The sequence below is a fragment of the Fundidesulfovibrio butyratiphilus genome, from assembly GCF_054657235.1.
Genome location: NZ_BAAHXA010000001.1, coordinates 1556317 through 1569644 on the forward strand (window position 1 = coordinate 1556317; position 13328 = coordinate 1569644).

The 13328-nt window shown below is 61.2% G+C and carries 13 protein-coding genes; 12 read left to right on the forward strand and 1 reads right to left on the reverse strand.

Features of this window, described 5'->3' with window-relative positions:
* Positions 1-2 precede the first annotated feature (2 nt).
* Positions 3-284: an amphi-Trp domain-containing protein gene (locus ACYQ01_RS07340; RefSeq protein WP_459933181.1), complete on the forward strand. Its 282-nt coding sequence runs from the start codon at positions 3-5 to the stop codon at positions 282-284.
* 290 nt (positions 285-574) lie between these two features.
* On the opposite strand, the gene ACYQ01_RS07345 is transcribed toward ACYQ01_RS07340, so the two are convergent.
* The gene (locus ACYQ01_RS07345) at positions 575-1081 is read right to left on the reverse strand and encodes a hypothetical protein (RefSeq protein ID WP_459933182.1); all 507 of its coding nucleotides are present in this window, start codon (positions 1079-1081) and stop codon (positions 575-577) included.
* Between the two features lie 233 nt (positions 1082-1314).
* Between ACYQ01_RS07345 and ACYQ01_RS07350 the strand changes: the two genes are divergently transcribed.
* From ACYQ01_RS07350 to ACYQ01_RS07400, 11 genes are all read left to right on the forward strand, one after another.
* A complete protein-coding gene (locus ACYQ01_RS07350; protein ID WP_459933183.1) occupies positions 1315-1854 on the forward strand; it encodes an RsbRD N-terminal domain-containing protein in 540 nt (179 codons plus the stop codon).
* A gap of 38 nt (positions 1855-1892) precedes the next feature.
* On the forward strand, positions 1893-2891 hold the full coding sequence (dsrM, locus tag ACYQ01_RS07355) for a sulfate reduction electron transfer complex DsrMKJOP subunit DsrM (protein ID WP_459933184.1): 999 nt from the start codon (positions 1893-1895) through the stop codon (positions 2889-2891).
* Positions 2892-2926: 35 nt separating this feature from the next.
* Positions 2927-4540 carry a sulfate reduction electron transfer complex DsrMKJOP subunit DsrK gene (dsrK, locus tag ACYQ01_RS07360; protein WP_459933185.1) on the forward strand — a complete coding sequence of 538 codons (1614 nt, stop codon included), beginning with the start codon at positions 2927-2929 and terminating at the stop codon, positions 4538-4540.
* Positions 4540-4926 (forward strand): sulfate reduction electron transfer complex DsrMKJOP subunit DsrJ, encoded by a 387-nt coding sequence (gene dsrJ, locus ACYQ01_RS07365; RefSeq protein ID WP_459933186.1) that lies wholly within the window; start codon positions 4540-4542, stop codon positions 4924-4926. The genes dsrK and dsrJ overlap by 1 nt, the downstream gene beginning before the upstream one ends.
* A gap of 2 nt (positions 4927-4928) precedes the next feature.
* Complete coding sequence (gene dsrO, locus ACYQ01_RS07370; RefSeq protein ID WP_459933187.1) at positions 4929-5708, forward strand: sulfate reduction electron transfer complex DsrMKJOP subunit DsrO; 780 nt, start codon at positions 4929-4931, stop codon at positions 5706-5708.
* A 9-nt stretch (positions 5709-5717) separates the two neighbouring features.
* Complete coding sequence (gene dsrP, locus ACYQ01_RS07375) at positions 5718-6887, forward strand: sulfate reduction electron transfer complex DsrMKJOP subunit DsrP (RefSeq protein ID WP_459933188.1); 1170 nt, start codon at positions 5718-5720, stop codon at positions 6885-6887.
* A 183-nt stretch (positions 6888-7070) separates the two neighbouring features.
* Positions 7071-9212 carry a PAS domain-containing sensor histidine kinase gene (locus ACYQ01_RS07380; protein ID WP_459933189.1) on the forward strand — a complete coding sequence of 714 codons (2142 nt, stop codon included), beginning with the start codon at positions 7071-7073 and terminating at the stop codon, positions 9210-9212.
* Between the two features lie 80 nt (positions 9213-9292).
* Positions 9293-10600: a terminase large subunit domain-containing protein gene (locus ACYQ01_RS07385; RefSeq protein WP_459933190.1), complete on the forward strand. Its 1308-nt coding sequence runs from the start codon at positions 9293-9295 to the stop codon at positions 10598-10600.
* A 17-nt stretch (positions 10601-10617) separates the two neighbouring features.
* Positions 10618-12723 (forward strand): portal protein, encoded by a 2106-nt coding sequence (locus tag ACYQ01_RS07390; RefSeq protein WP_459933191.1) that lies wholly within the window; start codon positions 10618-10620, stop codon positions 12721-12723.
* Complete coding sequence (locus ACYQ01_RS07395) at positions 12720-13010, forward strand: hypothetical protein (RefSeq protein ID WP_459933192.1); 291 nt, start codon at positions 12720-12722, stop codon at positions 13008-13010. The genes ACYQ01_RS07390 and ACYQ01_RS07395 overlap by 4 nt, the downstream gene beginning before the upstream one ends.
* Complete coding sequence (locus ACYQ01_RS07400) at positions 13007-13192, forward strand: hypothetical protein (RefSeq protein WP_459933193.1); 186 nt, start codon at positions 13007-13009, stop codon at positions 13190-13192. The genes ACYQ01_RS07395 and ACYQ01_RS07400 overlap by 4 nt, the downstream gene beginning before the upstream one ends.
* Positions 13193-13328: the final 136 nt, after the last annotated feature.

Here is a 13328-nt window from a genome sequence, read left to right on the forward strand (position 1 = left end):
GTATGGGCAAGGACAAAAACAGAGACAAAGTCAAACTGGAAGGCGTCATGACCCTGTCCGAGGCGGCCTCCACCGTGGCCGACGTGGCCTCGGGCCTCAAGGCCGGATCGGTCTGCATGGCCGTGGGCGAAGACTGCCTGACTCTGCGCCCCTCGGCCATGGTCGAAGTGGAAATGAAACTCGCCCGCAAAAAAGACCGCGAATGCGTGCAGATAGAACTCAACTGGCCCGCCGGCGCCCGCATCGTCAGCGAAACGCCCGCCGGGGAAGAAGCCTGCGGGTAAGGACGGGAGGGGGCAGGGAAGAAGCAAGAGCGGGGGAAGAACCTTTTGTGAACAAAAGGTCCTTCCCCCACACCCCCATCTCCAAAAAACTTTAGCTCTTACTCTATGTTAGCAATATACTTTGTTCAAAGCGGTCCCATTGCGCATTGCCGCTCGTTTCCCCAACCTTTACATTGAAGTTTTTTGGGAAAGAGGGGGCCTGGGGGAGAAACCCCTTTTGTTCACAAAAGGGGTTTCTCCCCCAGTCTTCCTCCCCATCCTTCGCCCCTTTCCGGGGCCTCCCGCCAATATCAGCTAAACCCCGCCTCTGACAGGACTTTTTCCCCCTTGGCCGAGATGACGTAGCCTTTGGCCGCGCCCCTGTCATCGGTGGAGACCTTGAGCTTGAGCAGATACCCTCGTACAAAAAGATCGTTTAAATCTTCCTGATTGTAAATTTTGGCTTTTTTTGCCGGAAGCATGAAGCGGTATCGGGGCATGTGCGAAAAATGGAGCACATCCTGGAGAAGCACGAGGTGCTCAAGGGTCAATTCCGCGGGATCGTCTGCGCCCTGCGGGTGCTGCTCGTCTTCGATCTCCAGGCGTCCCTGGGGGGTGAGGCGCACGGCTTTGAGGGTTTTTCCGCAATTGTAGGTGAGCTCCACCTCTTCGATCAACCCCAGACGCTCCAGGCGCGCGGTCAGGTCCTGGCCGAAGGTGACCAGATGTTTCCCGGGCATGAGTCCCTGATAGCGCCCGATGGTTTCGAAGCGGGACACCGAGGCCAGAAGTGCGCGTTCTTGCGGGGAAAGGTGCATGGTTGTCCGTATGGCCAGTGGCCGTGTGGCGGTTGCGATGGGCTTCGTCCTAGCCTGTGGGTTTGTCCCTGTAAACTCCCGGCCAGAGGGGCTTTCCACCCGGTCCTGGGCACGGCTTTGCGCACTTTGTTGATATAGTCTTTACATGACATGGCTTTTCGGGGTAAGGGAAGAAAGATTGTGACGATGGGAACAAGCTCATCAAATTCCATGCAATCCAAAAAGATCCAATTATGAATGTCGTACTGACGCTTCTCGCCGAGCAGCGGGGCCCTATTGTCAAAGAGTGGTACAACCAGGTTCTGGACACCTATCCCCCTGAAACAGCGAAACTTTGGAAAAAGTCCTCGGACCAGTTCCTCAACCCCGTGGCCTGGAGGCTTCGCGAGGGTCTTGAAGAAGTGTGCTCCGCCGTCCTTGACCCCAAGAACCAGGAAGCCCTGGACAAAGCCATGTTCGCCCTGGACGAGGTCGTCCGGGTGCGGGCGGTTCAGAATTTCAGCCCGTCGGGTGCGGCGGGCTTTCTCGTGACCTTCAAAAAGGTTCTACGTGAGAGGCTGTGGTCCGAAATCAAGCGCCGCGAGGCCTGGGTGGATCTGCTGGCCGTCGAATCCTTCATCGACGGGCTCGTGCTCACCTGCCTGGACCTCTACACCGCCTGTAGGGAAAAGCTTAACGAGATCAGGGTGAGGGAACTCGAAAAGCACCAGCATCTCTTGTTGAAACATGCCCGCCTCATAGTGGGCGTCGGTGAGGAGGAGCCGGCTGAATAGCCGGCGTCGGCATTGGAACATAGCGAGGTGGAGGGTACATGGCAGCATTTCTTTCCTTGCTGGCTGTCACGGCGTTGATCGCCTTGTCGGCTTTTGGGGCAGGGGCGGGCATGGCCAACGTCTTCGGGATTTACGTCCCGTACGCGGCCGTGACCATTTTTATCGTGGGGTTCGTGTCAAAAGTTATCGGCTGGGCGGCCACGCCTGTGCCATTCAACATCCCCACGACCGGCGGGCAGCAGTATGGTCTGCCGTGGGTCAAGCATCAAAAGTTCGACAACCCCAAAACCGGTTTCCAGACCGTTGTGCGCATGCTGTTGGAAGTGCTCTGCTTCCGCAGTCTGTTCCGCAACTTCTACCTGGACAACCGCTACAAAGATGGGCGCGTGGGTTACGGGCCGGCCAAAGGGCTCTGGTTCTTCGCCCTCCTGTTCCACTGGACGTTCCTCATCGTGGTGATTCGCCACCTGCGTTTCTTTCTTGAGCCCGTCCCGACCGCCGTCACCGGCATCGAGTTCGTGGACAACATCCTGCAGATCGGCGTTCCCACCCTCTACCTGACCGACGTCACCTTCCTGGCCGCCCTGGCCTTCCTGCTGGGACGCCGCTTCTGGGACCGGAAAGTTCGCTACATCTCCTTGATCAACGACTACTTTCCGTTGCTGTTGCTCATCGGCATCGGCCTTACGGGCATCTACATGCGCTATTTCGTCAAGGTGGACGTCATCGCGGTCAAGCAGTTGGCCATGGGTCTGGTGACCTTCCACCCCGAAATTCCCAAGAACGTGGATCCGGCGTTCTACGCGCACTTCTTCCTGGTTTGCGTTCTGTGGGCCTACTTTCCTTTCAGCAAGCTCATGCACGCCCCGGGCATCTTCTTCAGTCCCACGCGCAACGTGCCCAACGACACGCGTATGGTCCATCATGTCAATCCCTGGAACGACCCGAGCGTGAAGCCCCATTCGTACGAGCATTACGAGGACGAATACCGGGAGAAGATGATCGAGGCCGAAATTCCCGTGGACAAGCAAGCCTAAGCCCCCCGTGGCGAACGACCTGAGAGGAATACGTTATGGCCAAAATGGCGCCGCCTGAAGAACTGATGAGCATTGATTACACCACGCCGGTAAAGACGTGGATGGATATCAAGCCGGAATTTCGTCCCGGCAATTTCTCCTATCCCGGCAAACCCGAGGTGCTCAAATACCTGGGGATGGCCAACCCCCGCGACTGGAGCCCCACGGACGAAGACTGGAAACTGCCCCCCGACTGGCGCGAGATCATCACCGAAGGATTTCGCGAACGCCTGAAGAAGTACCGCTCGCTCAAGGTGTTCATGGACATCTGCGTGCGTTGCGGCGCCTGCGCCGACAAGTGTCACTTCTTCATCGGCTCCGGTGACCCCAAGAACATGCCGGTGCTGCGCGCCGAGCTTTTGCGCTCCATCTACCGCGGCGACTTCACCATGGCCGGCAAGGTTCTGGGCCGGCTGGCCGGCGCGCGCAAGCTCGAAGAAGACGTGATCAAAGAATGGTTCATGTACTTCTACCAGTGCACCCAGTGCCGCCGCTGTTCGCTGTTCTGCCCCTACGGCATCGACATGGCCGAGATCACGATCCTGGCCCGTGAAATGATGCACCTCGTGGGACTCAACATCAACTGGATCCTCGAACCGGTGGCCAACTGCAACCGCACCGGCAACCACTTGGGCATCCAGCCCCACGCCTTCAAGGAAATGATGGGCTACCTGGTCGACGATATCGAAACCATCACCGGTATCGCCATCGAGCCCCAGCTCAACAAGAAGGGCGCCGAGATTCTTTTCGTCACTCCTTCGGGCGACATTTTCGCCGAGCCCGGCATCTACACCTTCATGGGCTATCTGCTGCTCTTCCACCAGTTGGGTCTGGACGTCACCTGGTCCACCTACGCTTCGGAAGGCGGCAACTTCGGCTCCTTCACCAACGACACCTGGATGAAGAAGCTCAACGCCAAGATGTACGCCGAAGCCAAACGCCTGGGCGTCAAATACATCATCGGCGGCGAGTGCGGCCACATGTGGCGCGTCATCAACCAGTTCATGGACACCATGAATGGACCGCCGGAGTTCCTGGAAGTGCCCAAGAGCCCCATCACCGGCACGGTGTTCGACAACGCCAAGTCCACGAAGATGATCCACCTTGTCGAGTTCACCGCCGACCTCATCAAGCACGGCAAGCTCAAGCTGGACAAGAGCCGCAACGCGGGCATCAAGCCCACGTGGCACGACTCCTGTAACACGGCTCGCGGCATGGGCTTCTTCGACGAACCCCGCTACGTGCTCAACGCCGTCACCGACGGCTTCACGGAAATGCCCGCCCAGTGCATCCGCGAACAGACCTTCTGCTGCGGCGGCGGCGCCGGCCTCAACAACGGCGAGTTTCTTGAAATGCGCCTGCGCGGCGGCCTCCCCCGCGGCAACGCCCTGAACTACGTGCAGCAGAAGTTCGGTGTGAACACCATGGGCTGCATCTGCGCCATCGACCGCGCCACCCTGCCCGCGCTGGCCGACTATTGGGCCCCCGGAGTCCGCGTGGCCGGCCTGCACGAGCTTGTGGGCAACGCCCTGATTCTCGACGACGAGGAACAGGAGCGCACCATGAACCTGCGCCAGGAACCCTTGCCCGGCTTTGAGGAGGAGGAATAATGTATCACGGCAAATACGTCATTCCAGGCCTGGTGATTTTCCTGTGCCTGGCGCTGTTCCCCTTCTTGCGGGGAGTTGGGCAGGCCAAGTTCGACGTGCAGCCCGAATTGCCCAAGAACGTCAAGGATTGCGTGCTTCCCACCAATGAAATGCGCGACCGCCACATGACGCTTCTCAACGAATGGCGTGACAAGGTGATCCGCGAGAACACCCGCGTCTTCACGAACCAGGCCGGCAAGGAATTCAACATGAGCCTGACCGACACCTGCATGAACTGCCACACCGACAAGGAAAAGTTCTGCGACAAGTGTCACAACGCCGTTGGCGTGAATCCCTACTGCTGGAACTGCCACAACATCTCGCCCGTGAAGAAGGGAGAGAAATAATTATGAAGAGAACCAGACGCGACTTTCTCAAAATCGCCGGCGTCTCCGCCGCTGTCGTTTCCGCCGGAACCCTCGGGTTTCTGGGCGAAGGAGCCAACGCCGCCGACTCCCTGATCCCCACGGCCGAGGACTTCGCCCATCCGCTCACCGCCAAGCGCTGGGCCATGGTCATCGATACCGGCAAGTTCGACGACGCGTTGCAGGCCAAGTGCATCGAAGCCTGTCACAGCTTCCACAACGTGCCCTCCATCGAAGGCAAGCAGGAAATCAAGTGGATGTGGACCGACACCTTCGAGGCCACTTTCCCCACCGAACGCCCCAAGTTCCTGGCCGAGGCCATTGAACACCGCAAGTTCCTGCTGCTCTGCAACCACTGCACTCATCCGCCGTGTGTGCGGGTCTGCCCCACCAAGGCCACGTTCCAGCGTCCCGACGGCCTGGTTGTCATGGACTACCACCGCTGCATCGGATGCCGTTACTGCATGGCCGGCTGCCCCTTCGGCGCCCGCAGCTTCAACTTCCGCGATCCCGCTCCCTTCGTCAAAAACATGAACAACATCTATCCGCACCGCACCCGCGGCGTGGTGGAAAAATGCACCTTCTGCGTGGAAAAGCTCAACAAGGGTGAAATGCCCGCCTGCGTGCAGGCTGCTAACGGGGCCATCTACTTCGGTGACCTGGAAGATCCGAACTCCACGGTGCGCCAGGTCCTGAAGGAACGTTACGCCATTCGGCGCAAACCCGATGTCGGCACCGAACCCGGTGTGTACTACATCCTCTAGGAGTGCCCCATGCTTGAAAAAGCCCTCAAGGGAAGCCCCCGTTACTTCGGCGCACTGATTGTCTTGCTTGTCATCATGGGCGTCTGTTCCGGCTTCTACCTCTACCAGTTGAACAACGGTCTGATGATCACGGGCCTGTCGCGCGACGTCTCCTGGGGATTCTACATCGCCCAGTTCACCTACATGGTCGGCGTCGCGGCCTCGGCGGTCATGCTCGTGCTGCCCTACTACTTCCACCACTACAAAGCCTATTCCAAGCTCATCATCATGGGTGAATTTCTGGCCATCGCGGCCGTCATCATGTGCATGGGCTTCATCGTCATCGACTTGGGCCAGCCGCAGCGCCTTATGAACGTGATCCTGCACCCCACGCCCAACTCGATCCTGTTCTGGGACATGATGGTCTTGACCGGCTACCTGTTGCTGAACGTGGTTATCGGCTGGACCACCTTGACCGCCTATTGGAAGCGCGTGACCCCTCCCGGCTGGGTCAAGCCCCTGGTCTACCTCTCGGTGATCTGGGCCTTTTCGATCCATACCGTGACGGCCTTCCTGTACGCCGGTCTGCCCGGACGCCACTACTGGCTGACGGCTATCCTGGCCGCCCGCTTCCTTTCGAGCGCGTTTTGCTCCGGTCCCGCGCTGCTCATGCTGCTGATCCTGGTGGTCAAGCGCGTGACCGGCTTCGACCCCGGCAAGGAAGCCATGAAGAGCCTTTCCACCACCATCACCTACGCCATGTGCGTGAACGTGTTCTTCTTCTTCCTGGAAGTGTTCACGTCCTTCTACTCGAACATCCCCGGCCACAAGGACCCGCTGATCTTCCTGTTCTCGGGATTCGAGGGCCACACCTACATGACTCCCTTCATGTGGGCCGCCGGCGTGCTGGGCCTGGGCTCCATGTTCATGCTCATCCCTTACCAGTGGCGCTACAACACCAAGGTGCTCGTGCCCGCCCTCATCATGCTGGTCATCGGCACCTGGCTGGACAAGGGCATGGGCCTGATCACCGGCGGTTTCACGCCCAACCCCTTCGAACGCGTTACCGAATACCTGCCCACCGGACCGGAGCTCATGGTCGCCACCATGATCTACGCCCTGGGCTTTATCATCCTGACCATCCTGTGGAAGGTGGCTCTGGAAGTACGCGCCGAGGTGGAAAACGGATTGAACAACTAGTCCTTCAGTCCAACCCTGTCTTCCAAGGCCGCCCTTCGGGGCGGCCTTTTATTTTTCGATATCAGGGAAAACTATGGCAGAAAGAGAGGATACGCACCTGTTCTTGGACCATAACCGGAAAACAGGCATGAAACCAATGCCGCCACCTTGCGTATTCCCCCCACTCGGCCTACAAATGAACCAATGTCGCTCAGGCCCCTGTTCATAGCTCTCGGATATGCGCTGTTTGGAGCGCTGTGGATATTGTTTTCCGACCAGGCCATCATGTATCTGGTCCAGGATTCGCCCCGGACGTTGGTCTGGATGAGCATGCTCAAGGGATGGCTGTTCGTCGCGGTGACCGCAGTGCTGCTCTGGACGACGCTCGTCAGAACCAAGCGCATTTCGGATCGCCAGGCCGACGACCTGCAAGCCAGTGAAGCACGCTACCGTCTGATCGTGGAAACCGCGTCGGAAGGCATCGAGGGCATCGATCCCGACCAGCACATCGTGTTCACCAATCCCGCTCGGGCTCGCATGCTTGGCTACACGCCGGAAGAAATGATCGGCATGTCCATCGATCGGTTCATTTTTCCCGAAGATCTGCCGGACCACCATGCCCGCTTGGACCAGCGGAAAAAGGGCATGCGGGAGCGCTACGAACGCCGTCTGCGCCACAAGGACGGCTCAGCCGTCTGGGTGATCGTGTCCGTGGCCCCCTGGCTGAACGCCAAGGGTGAATTCCTGGGCTCGTACGCCACGTTCACGGACATCACCCAACGCAAGATCATCGAAGGCGAATTGTGTCGTTCGCGACAGTTCCTCTACAATGTAGTGGACAATATCGCCGATCCCATCTTCGTCAAAAATCAAGACCACCGCTTTCTTCTGGTCAACCAGGCCCTGTGCGACATGGTCGGCATCAGCCGGGAGGGCATGCTTGGCCATACCGATCTGGATTTCTTCCCCAAGGAACAGGCCGTGGGGTACAAGAAGCAGGACCGCTTCGTCATGGAGACGGGCCAAACCGACACCACGGAGGAAATCCTCACCTCGTCCGACGGCAAAGAGTTCACCGTGGTGACCCGCAAGAATCTCTACGTGGACGACCAGGGGCAAAAGCACATCGTGGGTGTCATCCGCGACATCACCGACCGCAACCAGGCGCTCAAGGCGTTGCGTCAAAGCGAGGAAACCTTTCGAAAGATTTTCGAAAACTCGTCCGACGCCATCCTGCTCATGACGCGTCAGGAACGTTTCACCGCCTGCAACCAAGCCTGCCTCGGCCTCCTCGGTCTCCGGAAGAAAGACGAACTCGTGGGCAAGATGCCCACGGATTTTTCACCGGAACGTCAACCGGACGGCTCCTTAACCACAGAGGTCGTCGACCGCAACATCGAAAAGGCCCTTACCCAGGGAGTGTGCCGGGTGGAATGGATGAGCACGCGGGCCGACGGCTCCCCGCTGCTTCTTGATGTGACCGTGGTGCCCGTGACCATAGACAACGAACAGCTCCTGCACCTGACGTGTCGCGACATCACCGAAACCAAGCGCATGCAGGAGCTCATGATCCAGACGGAAAAGATGATGAGCGTGGGCGGGCTTGCCGCCGGCATGGCCCACGAAATCAACAACCCCCTGAGCGGCATTCTGCAAAGCGTGCAAGTGATCAAGCGTCGGCTTCAGCCAGGCAACCGGCGCAACGTTGAAACCTCCAAGGCCATGAACTGCCCCCAGGACGCCCTGACCCACTATATGGAAGGCCTGCAGATCCCCGAATTTTTGGAAACCATTCAACAGGCCGGTGAACGGGCCTCGGCAATCGTGGCCAACATGTTGGAGTTCAGCCGGAAAAGTCAACAAGACGGCCGCCCCGCCGACATCAACACCCTGGTGGAAAAAACCGTGGCTCTGGCCGGCAACGACTTCGACCTGCGCAAGAAGTATGACATCAAAAAGGTGTCCATCGTGTGCGAACTGGCCGAAGACCTTCCGGCCGTGTCCATGATCGCAAGCGAAATCAGCCAGGTGCTCTTCAACCTCATCAAGAACGCCGTGCAAGCCCTGGCCGATCGGGACGACGCGTCCCGGCCCACGATCTGGGTGCGCACCCGAAGGCACGACGGAAAGGTCATCCTCGAAGTGGAAGACAATGGCCCCGGCGTGAGCCTGGAACATACCCGCCGCATCTTCGAGCCTTTCTTCACCACCAAGGAACCGGGCGGCGGCACAGGGTTGGGCCTTTCCGTCTCCTACTACATCGTCACCACCCACCATGGCGGTTCCATGCGCCTGGAACAGCGCCCCGGCGGTGGTGCCCGGTTCGTGGTCGAGTTGCCGATATAATTCCTCGCCTGCCCCGCCTTTTTTCCACATAGCCCCATATGGGCTGACAGGACCGAAAACCCGGGTATGCTCCCGGGTTCATGACGCCTGACATCACCGTTCACACCGGCTACGTCCCCCACCCTTTCCAGCTGCAAATCCACACCGGGCTCATGCGCTTTTCCGTGCTGGTCTGCCATCGCCGTTTTGGCAAGACCGTGCTCTGCGTCAACGCCCTCATCGACGCCGCCCATCGCATCCGGCTCCCCGCGCCGCGCCTGGGCTACGTGGCTCCCACCCTTATCCAGGCCAAACGCCTGGCCTGGGACTACCTCAAGCGTTTCGCCTCGGGCATTCCAGGCGTGCGCTTCCACGAAAACGAACTGCGAGCCGACTTCGAAAACGGCGCGCGCATCAGCCTCTACGGGGCGGACAATCCCGACAGCCTGCGCGGCATATACCTGGACGGAGCGGTGCTGGACGAATACGCGGACTTTCGCCCCGAGGCCTTCGCCACGGTCATTCGCCCGGCCCTGTCCGACCGGCGGGGATTCGCCCTTTTCATCGGCACTCCGCGCGGCCACGACCATTTCCACGAACTGTTTCAAAAGGCCCTGGCCAGGCCGGACTGGTACGCCGAGTCGTTTCCCGCCTCGCGCACCAACCTGTTGCCCGCATCCGAACTCGAGTCGGCCCGCCAAGCCATGTCCCCCGCGCAATACAAACAGGAATACGAGTGCGATTTCGACGTCAGCGGGGAGGATGCGCTCATTCCACTGTCGCTCGTGCTCGAAGCCTTGGACAGGCCCGTATCCTACCAGGGGGTGCGTCCGGTCATGGGCCTGGACGTGGGCCTTTCGCTCGGCGGCGACCCCTCGGCCATCGTGGTGCGCCAGGGCGGCAAGATCCTCCACATCGAAGAGTTTCGACGCGACGACACCCTGGCCGTGGCCGCCATCGCCCGCGACCGCTTCGACGAACTGCGGCCCGAAGCCCTTTACGTGGACTCCATAGGCTGGGGAGCGGGCACGGCCCATGTGCTCTCCGGCTGGGGGCTGCCCGTGTGTTGTGTGAACGTGGCCGAATCGGCGGCCGCACAGGACCGTTTCAACCGCCGCCGCGACGAACTCTGGTGGCTGGCCCGCGAATTTTTCGCCTCGCGCCTGTGCGCCATCGACTCGACCCTGCCCCTGGCCCACAGGTTGGGGGCCGAGCTGAGCGGTCCCCGTTACGCATCCCTGCCTTCCGGTCGCATCAAGGTCGAAGGCAAGGACGAACTCAAGCGACGGGGTCTGCCCTCCCCCAACCTGGCCGACGCCTTCGTGTTGACCATGGCCCACGCCGACCGCTTCCGGACGGCGGACGATTTCGCCTGGGAAGGCGGCGCTTCCCCTTCCCGATTCCTTTAGCCTCAAACGGAGTACCCATGCGCCCCATATCCGACGAGGATCTCCTCGTCCTTCTCGCCCCGCATATGGACAAGGCTCGCGCCTTCCAGGCCGAGCTTTCCGCCGAGCGGGAAAAGCACTTTCGCCTGTACCGGGCCGAGCCCTACGGCAACGAGCGCCCCGGCTGGTCCCAGACCGTGCATCCCACCATTTTCTCGGTGGTGGAATGGATGAAACCCGGCCTGATCGAGGTCTTCACCGGCGATTTTTTCACCTTGAGTCCCGTGGTCAAGGACATCGGCGACATGGAACGCCGCGAAGTCCGGGACCGGGCGGATCGACTCAAGCGCTACGTGCGCCACAAGTTTTTTAACCAGCTCGAAGGCGAGCGCCTGATCGAAGACTTCGTGCACGACTGCCTGGTCTCCCACTACGGGGTGATGAAGGTCACCCAGCGCGACGACTTCGACCTGAAAACCGCTCCCTTGCCCGACATGACCACGGCCCAACTCGAGGCCATGGCCCAGACCGACCCCACCCTGGTGGACGTGCGCGGCGGTCGTCGCGTCCGCCTGGTCGACCCTGCCACGGGCGCGCCCGCCGCCGGGTTGAGCGGAGCCAAGGCCGTGCGCAAGACCCCGCGCTACCGAGGATTCTGCCTCGAAGTGGTGCCCGCGCGCGAGCTTTACATGCTTCCCGGCTACGCCGATCTGACCCGCAATCCCTTTGTGGCCCACGTGGTCAAGCGCGATCTGGACCACATCCGCCGCATGGAGATCACCGGCGTGTACCGCAAGGGCAGCGTGGACAAGGTCAGCGCCCGGCTGGACGAACGCGGGGCTTCCGGCACGGAAGTGGCCGGCGAGTACGCCTCGCAATTCTCCGTGGACGGACTCTCCACGCCCGACGCCCTGGGAACGGGCGAATCCTTCGGCGCCGGGAGCGACCCGCGTCTGGGCTCGGGGGAAGTCTTCGTCTGGGAGTGCTACGTCAGGCTGCAAGACGACACCGGCCTGCTCGTGCCGTCCATCGTCACCCTCTGCGAGGACGTGGTGCTGCGCGGCCCGGTGGAAAATCCCTACGGTTCGCCCCCGTTCGAATTGGGCTACATCTACAAAGAACCGCACAAGGCCATCGGACGCCCCATCGCCTCGGTGCTGGACCATCGTCAGCGCGTGCTGTCCAACCTGTTGCGCAACATTCAGGACCAGGCGGCCATGAGCACCTACCGGGGCTTCTTCACCACCGACGCCCGCACCAAAAAGGCCCTGGCCGAAATGGGACCAGGCGACGTCTCGCTGGTGTCGGCCCTCAACACCGTACAGGAGATCGTTCCCACCCCGGCGGACGGGTTTCTCCTCAACGCCTTTCAGCTCACGTTGCAGGAGGTGGCCAAGGAGTCCGGCATCAACGAGAACATGCAGGGCCTGGACCTCAATGCCCTGAACAAGACTGCGGCGGGCATGCAGATGCGCCTCACCGCCGGCATGCAGCGTCAAAAACTCTACGCCAGGCGCCTGGCCCGCACGTTCAAGCGCATTCTGGCCCGCATCCTGGACATCATCAGGCTCTACCCGCCCGAAGACGACCGGAACATCCTCGGCGCGGACGTGGCCCTGGAGCCGGACGACCTCGCCGGCGAATACACCGTGCTCATCGATGTGGGCGTGGGGCCGCAGGAGCGCCAGAGCAGCGCCCATATCATGGACGAACTCATCCAGATCATGCTCAAGGCCGGGCTGCAACTGGGCATCTGCGAGCCCAAGGGGCTCATCAAGGCCATCCGGGCCAAGTACGAATACCTGGACATCGACGTGAGCGAGTACCTGCTGCCCGAAGAACGGTTCGACAAGATGGCCGAGCAGAACAAGCGCATCGAGGAGTTGCAGGGGCAGGTGGCCGGACTCACCCGGGCCATCGCCGAACACACCGGACAACTGCGCGGACACGGCGGCAAGGGCCCGGCGAACGCGCCCGGAGCCGGGACGCCCCCCGCGCCCGGCGGTCCGGGACACCCCGGAACGTCCGGCCCCGCCGCCACACGGTCACGCGCCGCCGGTCCCGACACCCAGGCTCCCGCACCCGCCGCCGGTCCCCAGCCCGCCGGACCTCCCGGCGCCATGGCGGCGCGAGGTCCGCGATGACCCTGGACGATCTGGAAACCCAGGCCGCCCTGGGCGAGGATGTGGAACGCCTGCTGGCCAATCCTCTGGTCCAGGCCTGCCTGAAGGAGCACCTGGCCGGCCTGCGCGCCTCGATCCTGGATCTGGGCGCGGACCAGACCGCCGCCTTCACCCGGCAAAAGGCCGGGCTGGAGGCCGTGCTGGAGCTTGTGGCCAGTCTCGAAACCGTGGCCGAACTTGGCCGGCAAGCCCGACAAAAGTTGGCTTGCCCCCCCGAAACCCCTGAAAACAGGAGGCGCGTGCTGTGAACGTGCTGTTCGTCGGTCCCCGTTCCCGGACCTCCGGAGAAACGCGGACCCCCCGTCTGGACATGGCCCGGCGCATCGAGGAGCTCTCGGCGCGCCTGGACGAACTGGAACAGGCCGTAATCGCCAGAAAAACCGTGAAAAAGCCGGCAAAAAAAGCCGCCAGTCCCAAGCAAACCACCTGACCGTCCGGGCGGCCGCCACCGTGTGCGCGGCCGCCCGACGCAATTCGGACTCCCCGGCAATCGCCTCGCAGCCCTTTCCCCCAGGGCTTTTCAGCAAGGACCAAGCCACTGCCCCTATGGCAGGCATGCAGGAAGA